The sequence below is a fragment of the Vibrio ishigakensis genome, from assembly GCF_024347675.1.
Classification (GTDB): Bacteria; Pseudomonadota; Gammaproteobacteria; order Enterobacterales; family Vibrionaceae; genus Vibrio; species Vibrio ishigakensis.
On the sequence record NZ_AP024882.1, the window covers coordinates 372,033 to 387,295 of the forward strand.

General features: G+C 44.5%; 14 protein-coding genes. 7 read left to right on the top strand and 7 right to left on the bottom strand.

Going from position 1 to position 15,263, the window contains the following annotated elements; all coding sequences use genetic code 11:
- Positions 1-18 precede the first annotated feature (18 nt).
- Positions 19-573 (bottom strand): GNAT family N-acetyltransferase, encoded by a 555-nt coding sequence (locus Pcarn_RS15565; protein ID WP_261836838.1) that lies wholly within the window; start codon positions 571-573, stop codon positions 19-21.
- A gap of 192 nt (positions 574-765) precedes the next feature.
- Here Pcarn_RS15565 and Pcarn_RS15570 point away from each other — a divergent pair, with 192 nt between their 5' ends.
- Positions 766-1,017 (top strand): DUF3081 domain-containing protein, encoded by a 252-nt coding sequence (locus Pcarn_RS15570; protein WP_261836839.1) that lies wholly within the window; start codon positions 766-768, stop codon positions 1,015-1,017.
- Positions 1,018-1,095: 78 nt separating this feature from the next.
- Here Pcarn_RS15570 and pdxY read toward each other — a convergent pair whose 3' ends face one another.
- From pdxY to Pcarn_RS15595, 5 genes are all read right to left on the bottom strand, one after another.
- Complete coding sequence (pdxY, locus tag Pcarn_RS15575) at positions 1,096-1,953, bottom strand: pyridoxal kinase PdxY (protein WP_261836840.1); 858 nt, start codon at positions 1,951-1,953, stop codon at positions 1,096-1,098.
- Between the two features lie 29 nt (positions 1,954-1,982).
- The gene (locus tag Pcarn_RS15580; protein ID WP_261836841.1) at positions 1,983-2,966 is read right to left on the bottom strand and encodes a phospholipase A; all 984 of its coding nucleotides are present in this window, start codon (positions 2,964-2,966) and stop codon (positions 1,983-1,985) included.
- A gap of 10 nt (positions 2,967-2,976) precedes the next feature.
- On the bottom strand, positions 2,977-3,636 hold the full coding sequence (locus Pcarn_RS15585) for a DUF3313 domain-containing protein (protein ID WP_261836842.1): 660 nt from the start codon (positions 3,634-3,636) through the stop codon (positions 2,977-2,979).
- A gap of 389 nt (positions 3,637-4,025) precedes the next feature.
- On the bottom strand, positions 4,026-5,849 hold the full coding sequence (locus tag Pcarn_RS15590) for an FUSC family protein (RefSeq protein WP_261836843.1): 1,824 nt from the start codon (positions 5,847-5,849) through the stop codon (positions 4,026-4,028).
- Entirely contained in the window at positions 5,846-6,697 is an 852-nt protein-coding gene (locus tag Pcarn_RS15595; RefSeq protein ID WP_261836844.1) for an efflux RND transporter periplasmic adaptor subunit, read from the bottom strand. Before Pcarn_RS15595 ends, Pcarn_RS15590 begins: the two co-directional genes overlap by 4 nt.
- Before the next feature lie 902 nt (positions 6,698-7,599).
- Here Pcarn_RS15595 and Pcarn_RS15600 point away from each other — a divergent pair.
- The 4 genes from Pcarn_RS15600 (at position 7,600) to Pcarn_RS15615 (ending at position 12,995) form a co-directional block, all read left to right on the top strand.
- Entirely contained in the window at positions 7,600-8,985 is a 1,386-nt protein-coding gene (locus tag Pcarn_RS15600) for a glutamate decarboxylase (RefSeq protein WP_261836845.1), read from the top strand.
- 131 nt (positions 8,986-9,116) lie between these two features.
- Positions 9,117-11,000: an aspartate-alanine antiporter gene (aspT, locus tag Pcarn_RS15605; RefSeq protein WP_261836846.1), complete on the top strand. Its 1,884-nt coding sequence runs from the start codon at positions 9,117-9,119 to the stop codon at positions 10,998-11,000.
- Between the two features lie 622 nt (positions 11,001-11,622).
- The gene (locus Pcarn_RS15610; protein ID WP_261836847.1) at positions 11,623-12,234 is read left to right on the top strand and encodes a hypothetical protein; all 612 of its coding nucleotides are present in this window, start codon (positions 11,623-11,625) and stop codon (positions 12,232-12,234) included.
- A gap of 131 nt (positions 12,235-12,365) precedes the next feature.
- Entirely contained in the window at positions 12,366-12,995 is a 630-nt protein-coding gene (locus Pcarn_RS15615; protein ID WP_261836848.1) for a hypothetical protein, read from the top strand.
- Between the two features lie 232 nt (positions 12,996-13,227).
- On the opposite strand, the gene Pcarn_RS15620 is transcribed toward Pcarn_RS15615, so the two are convergent.
- Complete coding sequence (locus Pcarn_RS15620; RefSeq protein ID WP_261836849.1) at positions 13,228-13,803, bottom strand: sugar O-acetyltransferase; 576 nt, start codon at positions 13,801-13,803, stop codon at positions 13,228-13,230.
- A gap of 155 nt (positions 13,804-13,958) precedes the next feature.
- On the opposite strand from Pcarn_RS15620, the gene Pcarn_RS15625 reads away from it, so the two are divergent.
- Positions 13,959-14,810, top strand: a complete 852-nt coding sequence (locus tag Pcarn_RS15625) for a GNAT family N-acetyltransferase (protein ID WP_261836850.1) — start codon at positions 13,959-13,961, stop codon at positions 14,808-14,810.
- A 100-nt stretch (positions 14,811-14,910) separates the two neighbouring features.
- Complete coding sequence (locus Pcarn_RS15630; protein ID WP_261836851.1) at positions 14,911-15,261, top strand: VF_A0006 family four-cysteine protein; 351 nt, start codon at positions 14,911-14,913, stop codon at positions 15,259-15,261.
- Positions 15,262-15,263: the final 2 nt, after the last annotated feature.

A 15,263-nucleotide genomic window follows, 5' to 3' on the forward strand; every position in this document is an offset into this window, starting at 1 on the left:
CAATCTATTCAGTGTTCCTTAAAGGACCTGTTCCCTTGTTTTGTTGACGGCAGAACATATGGCTTGCCACTCGGAGCGCAGAACCCCAAATTTCACCGAATCGTAGTAGTGGCCTCGATAGTAGCGAACCTTACGCAACCTCGCCTCTTGTTGAAAGCCAAGTTTAAGGGCTAAGGCCATCATTCGCGGGTTTCCAGACCAGGTAGTCATGCCCACTCGCTCAATAGCATGCGTATCAAACAGATAACTCACCCAAAGGCGAACGGCTCTCGCAGCCACACCTTTGCCCCAAACAGAGGAGTCATAGATAACAACGCCAGCTTCAAGCCAACGTGTCTCCTCACACTCCCAGTAACTGCTAACTGTACCTACAGGAACATCATCCAGTGTGACTAACTGGATATCTTTACCTGAGAGTAGCCTTTTGAAGGTAGAGTTCTTGAACTCATCTAGCGTTGGATGCTGGTAGGGGAAATACGGCCCGTTAAATTCGGTCCACTCTTGATTAGAGGTGACAAGATGATAGACCAGCTCTAGTTCGCTAGGGTGGGCCGGTCTGATTGCTACTGTCATTATGACGCTCTCCTTGTCACTTTGAATCACTGGCTGACATGGTGCCGTTTTTCACACAGCACTTCAATCTACAAGCACTCAAAGCGTGCCCGGCTTATTGTTCCATTCACCTCACAGAGTTTACCCGTCCAATTGGCGCAACTCTGGATTATTATCCATATTTAAAGTGTGGTTATTTGCGAGGGCATCAAGATGAAAAACGATCTAGATTCGAGCAAAGTATTGCAAGCCTATGAGTGTGTGATGAACAACGGCACACCAACAGAGCATGGCAAAATCTACGAAGGCGTTGAGGCGTTTTCTGATTACGACGGCTATAACGTGTTTTTACGAGGAAATGGGGTGGAGCTGAAAGTAGGTTTTCACAACACCTATCATTTGGAATACGACCAAGAACACCTAAGAGATAGCTTTCTGAAAAAAGTGGCGTTTCTCGCCAAGTAGCCTTTTTGCTTGCGGCGTTCAATAAAAAGGGTCTGACTAACATCAGACCCTCGGAAAGCTTGTTGCGTTAGAGAAAGATTAACTCACCTCTTGCACCGCATAGTTAGAGCTCGGCTCCACAAATTCGTCTTGAGCTTTGATGGTCTGAAGCTCCCAAGTTTGAGATTCGTGTGTAACCTTCAATACCCCATAAGCGGCGTTATGCGCATGCTCAAACGCCTGTTTTGGTGATTTACCCTTCACCAGACCTGCGGTGAACAAGCCTGAGATTAAGTCACCTACACCAACCGGTTGTTTAGCGAACTCTAGATGCGGACGCTGAGCTAAATAAACACCATCTTCTGTGGCTAGCATCATAGAGAAGCTTTCATCAGACAATGAGTGAAGATGCTTAACCAGTACCATTTTCGGGCCTTTACTGATGGCATGACGACAGGCAGCAATCGCATCTTCTAGGGTGTTAATTTCCATCCCAGTAAACTGAGTCAGCTCGAACTGATTTGGCACTATCACATCAGCTAGAGACATCAAGCCATTGACCAATTTATCGGTAACTTCCTCTGGCACGATGCAACCCTTTTTCGGGTCCCCCATCACAGGGTCACACACATACAAGGCATTCGGATTGCGCTCCTTTAATTTAGCCACGGCAGCAGCAACTGAGTCACATTGAGCGCCGCTACCTTGATAGCCAGAGACCAAAGCATCACAGTTGGCCAGTTGCTCAATCTTGTCGATGCCTGCAATCAAGTCCGTGATGTCTGAAGAGTCAAATGCACGACCACTCCAGCCCTGCTGATACTGGGTATGGTTAGAAAATTGCACCGTATGGATTGGCCATACTTCCACACCCATTCTCTGCATTGGAAAAACCGCAGAGCTGTTCCCTGCATGGCCAAATACAACATGGGATTGGATAGAGATGATATTCGTCATTGCCTGTTCTCTGTAAAAAGGTTCTTCAATTAAATAAAGTCTGTAAGGAGCACACCAACACCGATGCGCTGTATGTTGTAATTGTAATCAATCAAGCTCTCACCGTAGCCTTGGTAGTACTGCACATAACCTCGTACTTTTTTCAGGTATGGCAGTGGGAAGCTAACCCCCGCTTCAACGCCACCATAGCCAGTATCAAAGTTGTATCGAGCTAAACCGGTGAATTCGAACACACTTAGGTTGTACGCTGCGGTCAACTCATAGTGACCAAGATAGTCTTCAATATCTTTGTTAGCATGATCCATACCACCAGCGGTAATCCAAGGTTGTAGGTACACCATAAAGTCTTTTTCTTCGTAGCCGATACCCGCAAACAATCGGTTCCAGCTGCGACTTAGCTCTTCCGTACGACCGTTGGACTCATGCTCGAAGCCCACACGGGTAAACCAGACGCCCTCGCCCATATCAATAGGAAGCGTAGTCTCATAAAAGAATTCGGGGCGGTAGTTGATGTCACGAAATGGCGAAGAAATCTCTTCAGCATAAGCCTGCAAAAATGACTTCATAGTAAAGCCAAAGTAAATCTCATCATCCTCAAAGAAGACATCGTCAAACATGGAAATCTTAAAGCTGATCTGAAACTTGATCTCTTTGTTATCCAACTTGTCTGCACCATCACCAAACACATCGTCTGTGTACGGTGCCGTATTTATATGGTCCATGTTGGTAATAGGCAAGAAATAGTTTTGCCTATACGAAGTGATGACAAAAGGATTGTCCTCTGACTCCTTCTCCAATTCATGACGCACCGTAGTGTGATGAGTTTTTGTCTCCTGAAGACATGTTTGTTTAATTTCGTCGAGATTATCTTGCTCGACATCCATATGGATTTTACGAAGCAAACAGTTATCAAAAGATTGTTCTTGGCTAGTAGTTTCTTGCGCAAACGCTTGTGAAGCCCCTAAAGCAAGTACCAGCAATAAGGCTTTAGAATGGCGAGCAGATAATTTCATCATTCAGTCCTTACATATAGAGTGTATGAAGAATAAATTCAGCACCCTGCTGAGTAATTTTCTCTACGTCTTTGTCCAGCACCTTGCTGGTGATCTTTGAATGGTCGTTCTCAAGCACGCCATTGTTGTTGATAGCGAATACACGACGAGCCAAGAGATGACCGTCTGCTTTATCATTCACATCCACATCTACAATTAGGCGAACAGAGCGGTCGCGGGTACCAGCTGCTAGTTTCGCTAGGCCAATCGCAGCGCCAACAGGAATGAACTCTCGCACTCGGATATCTTCTTCTAGGTCTTCAACCTTGATGATATTTACATCTACCATTGCTTGTTTTTGGCTAGCGGTATCATGAGGGAACAGCTTGTTAGACTTCTCAGTAAGAGAGGCTTTGATCTCAGCCTCAAATCTTGCGACCACTTCTGGGCTGACTTTGTCTTTGATGCTCTGGCTTAGCTGGATTTTTACATCATCCACAATGACGTTTTGGTATTCGTCAATCTTGTAGTCATCTGATTTCCAAAAGAGACCTTGTTCATCAGATTTATAATCAAGTTCTTGGTATTTGTGGTTGCCATTAAGTAGAGCGAGTTCATCTTTCTCTGGTAGTGCGCTCGCACATCCAGCAAGTGCCGTCGCTATAGCTAGTAGAAGGATTTTGGTTTTCACGTCGATGTTTCCTATTTAGGTTGAGGTTGAAATCGACGGCAAGTATGCAGGGCAAATCTGATTAAGAAATAAACCAAATCACAAGCTTGAGTAACCTTTAAATCTTTTATTTATTGAGGTGGAAGCATGGGCAATAAACTTATAATAAATTTATAAAAACCCATTACTATCAGAGCCTTAATGTGTAGGTGTTGGATTTCTATATGTAATCAGAGTTTGAAAATAGGGCAGAGAAAAAAATACGAAACCAAGCTATCGAATGCGGTTTTAGCCGTTCATTATGTTTTGTATTAGGACAACTCAGTGGCAACCAGTAGCTTGTCTTCCCCAAGCAAACAATTGGAAAACAAAAAGACTCATCCTTTGCAGGATGAGCCATAAATATCAGGTCAAGCATGAAGTAATCTCGACAGAGCGAACCAGTTGTAGTTCACCTCTTCTTTACTCCCAGTTTTATGCTCAATTAAATCCACCAACTTCTGGTTAAGCTTGAGATTTGTCTTTCCATTGTCGATTGACGCGAGCAGCAGTTTACGTTGCTCTTGGTCCAACTCTTCTTCATCCAGAACCCGAGTAAGGGCCTTGGTGTATAAGAGCGTAAATACTGAGTCATCATCCGACTCATCTATTAAGAATGAGTACGATGAAAGAATAAGATTATTGATGTTAATCTTGGTTTTAGTGTTCTTATCTCCATGCTTTAGCCTTTTCACCAAGCGAGTCAGGCGCTTCTTGATTACATCCGCCGTTCTGCGAGATGGCAACACTTGATAAGAGGTCCAAAGAACAAGCAAGCCCACCAGATTCGCCACAACAGAATTTAGGAAATGGGCAAAGTCATAAGATGGTGACGCGGTCAGTGGCACCAAATTACTCCATGAGAATAGCGATACCATAAACACTATCTTCATCAGAGAGCGACTCTGCCAGAACCAGTAGGCCATTGTGTATACGCCGATAAAGCCAGTGATAAACAAGATCACGGGAGAGCCTATCGGCATGACAATGAAGTTAACCAAAAAGGCAAACGCCCCTGCCAAAAACTGAGCATAGATGTTGGTGCTAAATGCTCCCTCAGCCCCTGGCTGAGAGGCATACACCGAACTGATCATGCCCGCCATAATGATGGCACTCATTCCATCTTGCCATTGCAGTTCTATCCACATAAACGAAAGTAAAAAGAGTGCGAGCGTTGCTCTAGCCATATTACTGAGCACGAGGAAGCCATCAGTGAAATTGTTAATATCATCGACATACTTACTCTCGCTGTAATCGTACACAATCTCTTGTTGATTAAAGCTTTGCAGTTGAAGAGCAAAGTCAGCTGAACGCTCCTCAAACAGTTCAAGCAAAGGCCCTGGTGCCAGTTGCCATTTCTCTCGATATTCTGTGTCTAGCTTAAAGCCACTGTCTTCTAACTCCTGCCACGCTGACTGCGACATACCAACGGCATCACCCAGCTTCCTGTACTCAATCGCCTGTACGCCAATATTAATGCAGTCGTAAAAGGTAGCTCGGCTCTTTTCTTTCACACTTTTATCGCTGTGACTGCCATAGATTTCATCATCTACCGCCAGCCACTTCTTACCCACTAGGCTCAAGAATGTGCGTATTAGCTTGGTAACCTTTGAAGCCTCTGAACGGAACAGCTCGGAGATAAACTTTTCTGTTTGCGCCTTAACAAACAACAGCTCACGTTTATCATCCGCATAGGGAATGATGTAGCTCGCCACCATCGACATTAGGATGCCGAACGAAATCCCAATACATCTCAGCTGAACATGGTCAAACAGGTTGGTCATATCCGCTTCTGCTGCAATAGGAAAGCCCACCAGCGAGAGGGTGATACCCACCACGGCAAACATATAGGCTACACGGCGATGAAAGTAAGAAGCGATACCGAGACTAACCACTATGCCGAGGATAATAAAGGCGTTAAACAACCAAGCATCGATCATGGTGGCACTGGCCACGAACAAAACGTAAGCGCCGCCAATAAAGGTGCCAGCCAATCGCGCTACAGATTTTTTGATGCTTGCGCCACGTGTGCCGGTTATTTGGATGATGGCTGCAGTCATCATTGCGGTTCCTGTAGCCTGAGAATCAAACAACAGAGATATCATCCAAGTCAGCAGCACAGCTAAGCAAAAGCGAAATGCAAAGGTCATAGAGTCAGGGTTTGACCACTGTCGAATCCAAGTCATCAACATCATTTGATATCCACTGAAACGGTTGTACCAGCGATCAATCTCTCTCTCGCGATAACCTCTTTAGGGATGCTGATACGAACAGGGACACGCTGAGCCAAACGCACCCAAGGCACGGTTGGGTTAACATTAGAGATCAAGCCCGAACTGTCCGCACTTTGGTCAGAGATAGCACGCCCTACCCCCTCGATTGTTCCATAGAAAGACTCACCTGAAGAGAAAGGATGAACGGTCACTCTATGCCCTTCTTGGATATCTTTGATCTTGGTTTCAGTGAAGTAGGCTTGCACGTAATAGGTGTCACTTTCCACCAGTGCCACAAAGGTTTCACCGGTATTGATAAAATTTCCTTCGCGCTGATTAAGGTTGGTCACATAGCCATTTTTAGGTGCGTAAACCTTGGTTCGGCTTAGGTCTAACTCCGCCTTTTCAAGGTTCACTTTACTCTGCTGAAACTGAGCCTTGTTGGCCTCTACCTGCAGCTTTTCAGAGATAACCTGCTCTTGAGAGATAAGCTTTGCTGGAAGCAGTTTCGAATCTCGTCGATAGACGCTTTGTGATTGCTTAAGCTCTGCCTGTGCTTTTAGCATGGCAAATTTCGCCTGTGACAGGTTATTCCTGTAGTCCGCGTCGTCGATTACAAACAGCAAATCTCCTTCATTCACATACTGATTATCCTGCACCTTGATAGCGACAATCTCCCCCGATACCTTGGGTGAGATCTCTGCTATCTCAACATGGATTTTGGCATCTCGTGTCCATAAAGATTCAGTGTAAGCGGTATAAGATGAGTAACACGTTACGCCCGCACCTAGCACTAGAGCAGCTGGCAGAATAAATTTAAGAACATTCACTTTATTGCACCTGTAATATAAGCAGTTGCCCAGCAATAATTACCACCAGACATAATTCAATGAGAGATGGGTTTACAAAGTTATTTCTTCGTAACAACCCACCTAATAAAAACTTAACAACATATAGTGCAATCAAACTAACTATGACCCACACCATAAAAACTGGGATATACACATGGCCCAACAAAATATGATCACGCATTATTTAGACCTTATTTATTGATTGTTGGCTTTCAGCAGAATAAGTAAATACGTTCCCATCAGATACACTAACCAATATGGCCTGTATCGATAAAAAACTTACAGACAACAGCAATGAACAATTACTGTCTGAAAAAATATGCCCTTGCATGGTTCGACCTCGATATACACCCTGATAAGGAGTCCGCTTGCTTGTTGAGCTAGGCTGCCTCCCATGAAAATCTGCAGAAAATTGTATGCACCACGTCAGATAAAGTACTTAATCGAGCATCATTTATAGATAAAATGCGCTTAGCAAAAACAATCAAACCATTGATTTATTTACATTATATTTTCTTGATGACTGATTTCTGGCGAATGGGAGAGTTGAAGCAGTAGTTTCAATCAATGTGTAGCGAATTGTGTCCAACCCTATGTCTGTCGGGCTTTAGGGAGATGATACTTTGCTAATACTCTTGCAGTATCACAGACCACCACCCTCCCTTTTTCTGCGCGAAGTTCCCATCAAACCTTGGTATCAATCTAGATTTTATCGTTTTAATACAAGGGAATTAACTCATGTATTTTTAAATTATTAACTCTTTATTTTCTAATTATGGAATTGATTTCTAGCTCAGCAATAATTCGTCTCGTCCAAAGCGAGATTGCTTTTACAAACAAGTAATCGCATCTCATTCATTTAAATCATTGTGGAGCTACACATGCTACTTAACGACGTAAACCCTCAGTCAATTGATGATGTATTTGCAGATGAATTGCTAGATTCAACTGTTAATAAGACTACATTTCCTAGTAATGAGTCTAATCCAGATGCAGCTTATCAATTGGTATCTGACGAACTAATTTTAGATGGTAACTCTCGCCAGAACTTGGCTACTTTCTGCCAAACTTGGGTTGACGATAATATCCATAAGATCATGGACGAATGTATCGATAAAAACATGATCGATAAGGATGAATATCCTCAAACTGCTGAGATTGAAAACCGCTGCGTTCACATGCTGGCTGACCTTTGGAATTCACCAGACGCAGAAAACACTATGGGCTGTTCAACAACAGGCTCAAGTGAAGCAGCAATGCTAGGTGGCATGGCAATGAAATGGCGCTGGCGCGAGAAGCGTCGCAAAGAAGGCAAATCTACTGACAAGCCAAACCTTATCTGCGGCCCTGTTCAAGTATGTTGGCACAAGTTTGCTAAATACTGGGACGTTGAACTTCGTGAAATCCCTATGGAAGGCGACCGTCTGCTGATGACTCCTGAAGAGGTTTTAGCGCGCGTTGATGAAAACACCATCGGCGTAGTTCCAACTCTTGGCGTTACCTTTACTTGCCAGTACGAACCAGTAAAAGCAATCGCAGATGCTCTAGACAAGCTAGAAGCAGAAACTGGCCTAGATATCCCAATGCACGTAGATGGCGCGAGCGGCGCATTCATCGCACCCTTCGTTGACCCAGAGCTAGAGTGGGACTTCCGTATTCCTCGCGTTAAGTCTATCAACGCATCTGGTCACAAATATGGTCTAGCACCTCTTGGTGTGGGCTGGGTGGTATTCCGCGAAGCTCAAGACCTTCCAGAAGATCTTATCTTCCGCGTGAACTACCTAGGTGGCGACATGCCAACCTTCGCACTGAACTTCTCTCGCCCTGGTGGTCAGATCGTAGCTCAATACTACAACTTCCTGCGTCTTGGTAAAGAAGGTTACCGTCGTATCCATGAGGCTTGCTACCACTCGGCACAGTACCTATCTGACGAAGTAGAGAAAATGGGCCTATTCGACATCATCTATGACGGTCGTGGCGGTATCCCTGCGATGAGTTTCAGCCTTAAAAAAGATGTAGATGCGGGCTTTAACCTATTCGACCTAAGCGACGCTATCCGTGCTCGCGGCTGGCAAATTGCGGCTTACTCAATGCCGTCAAACCGTGAAGACCTAGTGATCATGCGCATCCTTATTCGTCACGGCGTAAGCCACGACATGGTTGACCTACTGGTTCAAGACCTAAAACGCACTATCGAAAAATTCCAGAAATTCCCGATAGTGAATTCTGTAGATGAAGAGAGCTCAAGCACCTTCAACCACGGTTAATCACATAAGGGGCTAGGTTCTCTAGCCCCACATTCAACTCAGTTAAGCACACCAAAGCCAGCTCGGGCAAAGCCCTGGAGTGAGGGACTTCTTTGGTTTGCAGAAAAGAAACAACTCACTCAGAGGTTAAAATGGCATTTCTTGCAAAGCTATCTCCTTCAAAGTATTTGAAGCAACTATTCTTGAGTTTGCTGGCAGTCTTCATGCTAGCGGGCAACGTCAACCTTGACGCACAACCATCTACTTCTTCTATCAGTTTGTTCAACACAGCTATGGCACAAGAGCAGGCGGTGGCGGATCAACACACGGACACTGCGGTAGTGAAAGCTCCTGCGAAAGCAGAGCCGATGTGGATCGTAAAAGTATTCCGCTCTCACCAAGCTCTGGCTATCTTCGTGACCTTGGGTATAGGTTACTGGCTTGGCGCACTTAAATTTGGCCACTTCAGCCTTGGCGCAGTAACAGGCACCCTAATTGCTGGTGTGCTTATTGGTCAGTTGGATATCTCCATCTCCTCACAGGTTAAATCTGTCTTCTTTACCATGTTCCTGTTTGCGGTGGGTTACGGCGTTGGTCCTCAGTTTGTTCGAGGTGTAGCTAAGAACGGTGCTCCACAGGCAATATTTGCAGTGCTGATTTCACTACTTTGCTTCGCGGTTACCTACGCAGGAGCAAAAATTGCGGGCTACGATGTGGGTCTAGCGGCAGGTCTATGGGCAGGCGCACAAACTATCTCGGCTTCTATTGGTCTTGCTACGGATGCGATTAACTCATCGGGTGCAAGCAATGCTAAAGAGCTTCTTGACCAAATCCCTGTGGCATACGCTATCTGCTACCTGTTCGGTACTATCGGTACTGGCATGATCTTGGCTTACGTAGGCCCAACTCTACTGGGTGTAAACCTAGAAGAAGCGTGTAAAGACTATGAAAAAGAGATGTCTCAAGGCACACCAGAAGAAGGTATCGGCCGTGTTTGGCACCGCACTGAGTCTCGCGTTTATCGAGTGAACGCAGACATCGCGGACTCAACCGTTGCTGAATTCGAGTTCCAACACGATGAAGAGCGTCTGTTTATCGAGAAGATAAAGCGCGACGGCGAGCTTATCGACTTCGATCCAAACACTAGACTGCAAACTCGAGACATCATCGCCCTAACCGGTCACTCAGATGCGCTGGTTCATGCTCAGCAGTATCTGACTGAAGTGGTAGACGAAGAGCTTGAGAATCTACCTCTAGAAACCGTTGACCTAGTGGTAACCAACAAGAAGTTTGCTAACCGTACATTGGTTTCTCTTGCAGAAGAACACTACGCACGTGGCGTATTCCTTAACAAAATCACTCGTGGCGCTGCTAGCCAAGAGGTGCCAATGCTGGCTCAAACTGAGATCCACCGTGGCGATATCCTAAGCATCACAGGTACTAAGACTCATACTGAACGTATGGAGAAAGAGGTTGGTCACGTAGACAGAACCACAACAGAAACCGATATGGTTTGGGTTGGTCTATTCATCGTGGTATTCGGTCTACTAGGTGCACTTGCAGTAAATGTAGATGGCGCGCCAGTAACTCTATCGGTATCCGGTGGCGTGCTAATCGGTGGTCTAGTACTAGGTTGGCTACGCTCAATCCACCCAACCTTTGCGCGACTACCTGAGCCAACACAATGGTTCATGAACTCAGTTGGTCTTAACGTATTCATCGCTATCGTAGGTATCTCAGCAGGCCCAGGTTTTGTGGCAGGCCTTAAGAGTGCAGGCCTAGGTCTGTTCGGCATCGGCGCTGCAGCAACCGCTATCCCAATGCTACTAGCACCACTGATCGGTAAATACATCTTCAAGTTCCACCCAGCAATCAACTTGGGTGTATGTGGCGGCGCCCGCACCAGTACAGCATCAGTTGCTATGGTGGGCGAGAAAGCAAACAGCAACATTCCAATGCTTGGCTACACAGTGCCTTACGCTGTATCCAACACACTGCTTACTCTGATGGGTATGTTTATGGTGTTGTTTTACTAACTGAACACCTTTATAGCTAGAAACAGAAAGGAGCTCATAACGAGCTCCTTTACTTTATTAGGCACCAGCGCTAGTCGAGGGCCGCGAGACAACCTAATTAGTCACCACTTAAACGGTGTTTAATGTAGGCAAAAACACCCACTACAGCCCAGATACAACCAAGCAAAATATACCAATGCGTTGTATCACTTGGCAGTGAAGACAGGAACCAATTCATAACACTTCCCCCAGAAATCTAATAAGACATCACCACAACGACACTGATCTATCGGTATGCTGAAATGAACTGCTTGATTTTAGGTTGTCTGCTCTGGTTTTCGCTTAGTGGTTATTTAGATTTCATGTAGCTTAGATGTTTATAGTGGTGCTTTGGGTGTGTATCCGTAAATCTTTATTTTCCCCAGTGTCTTTTCCTGTTCTAAAGGTAACGTATACGGTTAAAAAAGTGATAGCGGGTGGGCCCGTGTATATGTAAAGCAGGATGCGAAATATGACGTGTATGCTTTATTTTTTAGTAACTTATGGTAGCTTGATTAGATGTTAGGCAAGCCGAGAAGCAAGCAAGTTTGTTATTAAGGATGTTGTCGCTCTGGCTCCCACAATAGTCTATTGGAAGTAATTAATGGATATACATCAGATACTGACAACGGCCTTAAACAAACGCTCTATTTTTCATTCAGAGGCTGATTTTCAGCATCACTTTGCGTGGGAAATCCATAGAGCAGCTAATGCTGAGGTTGATATTCGCTTAGAATTTCCTTTATCGAGCGTTGGTTCAAATCGATGGGAATACTGTGATGTTCTGATTCGAGGCGCGTCAACTATTGGTATTGAACTTAAATATAAAACGAAGAAATTGAGTGTTGATGTTGATTGTGAGCTATTTGAATTAAAGCAACAGGGTGCTCAAGATCTGGGAAGATATGATTTTCTTAAAGATATTTGTCGTTTAGAGTCTTGGTGCGAGCAGCAAAAAATATCAAAAGGTTATGCAATACTGTTAACAAATGATCCAAGCTATTGGTCAATGCCACTGCGGACTAACACTGTCGATAAAGCTTTCCGTTTACATCGTGATGCTTTGCAAGGAGAGCTAAGATGGGACTCATCTGCCTCTAAAGGAACTACTCGAGGGCGAGAAACCAATTTAGTTTTAAAGAACCGCTATTCATTAACTTGGTTTGATACTCCTAGGTTGGGCTTTAGATATTTGTTGGTTGAAGTAGAGCGCTAACAATAAACTCAAACTGGTAGCTAAACCTTAGCATTTTTAGTCCTGTTAGCTTCAGTGTTTACGATGTCTTTGCTTAGTTGGGACGGTTGATTAGCTGCAACTTAGCAAGGAGTTATATATATTGGCTGACTATGAAAAAAAGATCTTCAGAACAGTATCTAGAAGCAATTCGCGAACTTGATAAACAACTTATAAAAACAGTAGGTAAAATAACTCGAGCTAACAATGGAGCTATATATCAAATGGATCTTCTTAGTTCGGCAGTAGTTAACCGATCCTTAGAGTTATCAAAAGGCTTTGAAAGTATGGTTAAAGCCAAGCTGTTTTTATGCGCTGCTCCATTGCTTAGATTACAACTGGATAACTTACTAAGATACTCGGCACTATGGTTAGTAGAAAATCCTGATGCAGTTTGTCTAGATGTACTTGGTGGTAAACCGATTAGAAGGATAAAGGACAAAAATGGTAAAAAGATGACAGACGCTCATCTTGTTTCTGTCCTGTCTAAAGAAACTGAATGGATCTCTTCAGTCTATGAGAAAACTTGTGGTTATGTACACTTTAGCGAAAGTCATTTCCACAAAACCTTATTATCTGCAAAGGGTGACAAAGTAGAAGTGGGTATCGGCGACAAAGCTAAATCAGTCCCTGATTCAGCGCTAGAGGAGGCCTGTGCTGCATATCAGGCTATAACTATCGAATTGTTAAGATATTTGGATGGATGGTTGCTCACGAAACAGTCATACGAACAGTATACCTAACAGAGCATTTAATAGTGGTTCCAGTGTTTAGTATTTTTTATTCCACCGTTGGTTTTTTAAGGTGGTGAAGCTGAGTTTTTTGGAAACATTGCCCGCACCTGATTGTGGCGCTATTTTCACATACTCTAGCCATGCCGTTATATTCTAATTACGTAATATAGTAAGTCAAAGCTTCGGATCGCTTTTGAACTCGTTCTAACCCCATAAGTCGAAAAAGCCAGTATATTTGTGCCTACTCCCTCACTTCCCCTCGCTCATTCTCAAGAATCCGACGAATCAACTTCGCGGGCGTTCCACCATATAAAGAGTCAGGCGGTACATCAGAATTCACCACCGAGTTTGCCGCAATCACTGAGCGCGCGCCTATGGTTACGCCTTGATTGATAACCACATTGCCACCGATCCAAACATCATCTTCCACTACGATAGGCTTGCAGAAGGTTTCCCATCTGCGGCGGGATTCAAAATTCAGAGAGTGGCTCGCGCAATAGAACTGGACGCTTGGGCCTACCAAGACGTTATTGCCGATTGAGATCTTGGCACCGTCTAGCATGACCACGTTCATGTTGAGGAATGTGTTTTCACCAATAAATATGGTCTTACCGAACTCACAGCTAAATGGGGAGCGGATAATGCTTGAGCTTGGCATTGAGCCCATCAGCTGTTGCAAGATGTCGGTGCGCTGTTGGCCATCTATGGTTTGATTTAACTGCTGAAGAAGAACCGCAGCGGTATCTCGGATCTCGTTGATACCTTTATCGCCACCATCAAAATCTTGTCCTTCGAGCATCTTTTCAAATTCGGTCATCTTACTTCCAGTCTTCCTACAAAATACGTCCTGAACTATACCTATAAAATTCCTCACTCAATAGCGATGATGACCCATATTTCATATTAACTCAGGTCTATACTGATATCGGAGACCACCATGGATAGGTCAATCTGACAGTTTAGGGAGAAACCATGAGCGAGCGAACTTACTCAATTCGAACCATGAATCGCGCGGAGATAGACACTGCGGTTGAGTGGGCTGCCAATGAAGGTTGGAACCCCGGGTTAAATGATGCCGATTGCTATTTCATTGCTGACGCCGAGGCTTTTCTCGTGGGTTATCTAGATGATGAACCCATCGCCGTCATCTCAGTGGTCAAATACGATGAGTCATTTGGCTTTCTTGGGTTTTATATCGTTAAGCCTGAGTATCGTGGACAGGGCTATGGGATACAGATCTGGGATGCAGGCATAAAGCGATTATCAGGACTGAATATTGGTCTTGATGGTGTGGTTGATCAGCAAGAGAACTACAAGAAATCTGGCTTTAAATTGGCTTACCGCAACATTCGCTATGAGGGAACGGGCGGTGGCTCAGTTCCTGATAATCCTAACATCGTGGAGCTTTCATCGATTCCCTTCGATACCTTAAATGCCTATGATCAGCCTTTCTTTCCTGCCAACCGAACTGAATTTACTAAGGCATGGATAAGCCAACCAGACAGCCACGCACTAGGTATCATGGCTGAAGACAAACTGGCGGGTTACGGCGTGATTCGACAGTGTCGAAATGGCTACAAGATTGGCCCTCTGTTTGCCGATTCTCCTGAACTCGCAGAACAGATTTTCTTAGCGCTCAAATCAAAGGTCACTGCCTCCAATGCCATCTTCCTTGATACACCAGAGGTCAATCCATCTGCGGTGGCATTGGCAGAGAAATACCAGATGACGAAATCCTTTGAAACGGCTCGTATGTACACTGGTGCGTTTCCAGATCTACCTCTAGAGTGGACCTTTGGCGTTGCTTCCTTTGAGATTGGCTAGGGTCTAATGATTCTGAATATAAGCAATTGCATTCATTTGACATTCAAGATGAAAAAAACAGCTACAAAATCGAATTAACAGTAAATATTAGGAACAGAAGATGCTTCAACTATCGAATATATTTTCTAGCGCAAATCTGTATTTAAAGCGTGTTGGTGTTTACGGACTACTTTCAATTGCCTTCGCACCGGGATTCGCCTATGCCGCAATAGATAAAGAGGCTTATCAGCAATGCATTACCGAAAGCGTTGCGCCCGCTGAAGATTGGTTTTCAGCACAGCCTATCAAGCGAGCCTGCACCGCTTTGTACGACAACTCTTCTATGCTGAGCGACGATGATATCGGTTATTACCAATGCATCATTCAGTACATGCCCACGGCAAACAATAAAGTGGCAGTGAAAGAAATTGAAGATGAGTGCAACGACCAGCACCGCAGCCTTTTCAATTAATC

Bases quoted from the DNA above. Each gene is read 5' to 3' on its own strand.
- Pcarn_RS15630 (WP_261836851.1), top strand. From the start codon at position 14,911: ATGCTTCAACTATCGAATATATTTTCTAGCGCAAATCTGTATTTAAAG.
- Pcarn_RS15580 (WP_261836841.1), bottom strand. From the start codon at position 2,966: ATGAAATTATCTGCTCGCCATTCTAAAGCCTTATTGCTGGTACTTGCT.
- Pcarn_RS15625 (WP_261836850.1), top strand. From the start codon at position 13,959: ATGAGCGAGCGAACTTACTCAATTCGAACCATGAATCGCGCGGAGATA.
- Pcarn_RS15615 (WP_261836848.1), top strand. From the start codon at position 12,366: ATGAAAAAAAGATCTTCAGAACAGTATCTAGAAGCAATTCGCGAACTT.
- Pcarn_RS15620 (WP_261836849.1), bottom strand. From the start codon at position 13,803: ATGACCGAATTTGAAAAGATGCTCGAAGGACAAGATTTTGATGGTGGC.
- Pcarn_RS15600 (WP_261836845.1), top strand. From the start codon at position 7,600: ATGCTACTTAACGACGTAAACCCTCAGTCAATTGATGATGTATTTGCA.
- Pcarn_RS15570 (WP_261836839.1), top strand. From the start codon at position 766: ATGAAAAACGATCTAGATTCGAGCAAAGTATTGCAAGCCTATGAGTGT.
- Pcarn_RS15590 (WP_261836843.1), bottom strand. From the start codon at position 5,849: ATGATGTTGATGACTTGGATTCGACAGTGGTCAAACCCTGACTCTATG.
- Pcarn_RS15610 (WP_261836847.1), top strand. From the start codon at position 11,623: ATGGATATACATCAGATACTGACAACGGCCTTAAACAAACGCTCTATT.
- aspT (WP_261836846.1), top strand. From the start codon at position 9,117: ATGGCATTTCTTGCAAAGCTATCTCCTTCAAAGTATTTGAAGCAACTA.
- Pcarn_RS15565 (WP_261836838.1), bottom strand. From the start codon at position 573: ATGACAGTAGCAATCAGACCGGCCCACCCTAGCGAACTAGAGCTGGTC.
- pdxY (WP_261836840.1), bottom strand. From the start codon at position 1,953: ATGACGAATATCATCTCTATCCAATCCCATGTTGTATTTGGCCATGCA.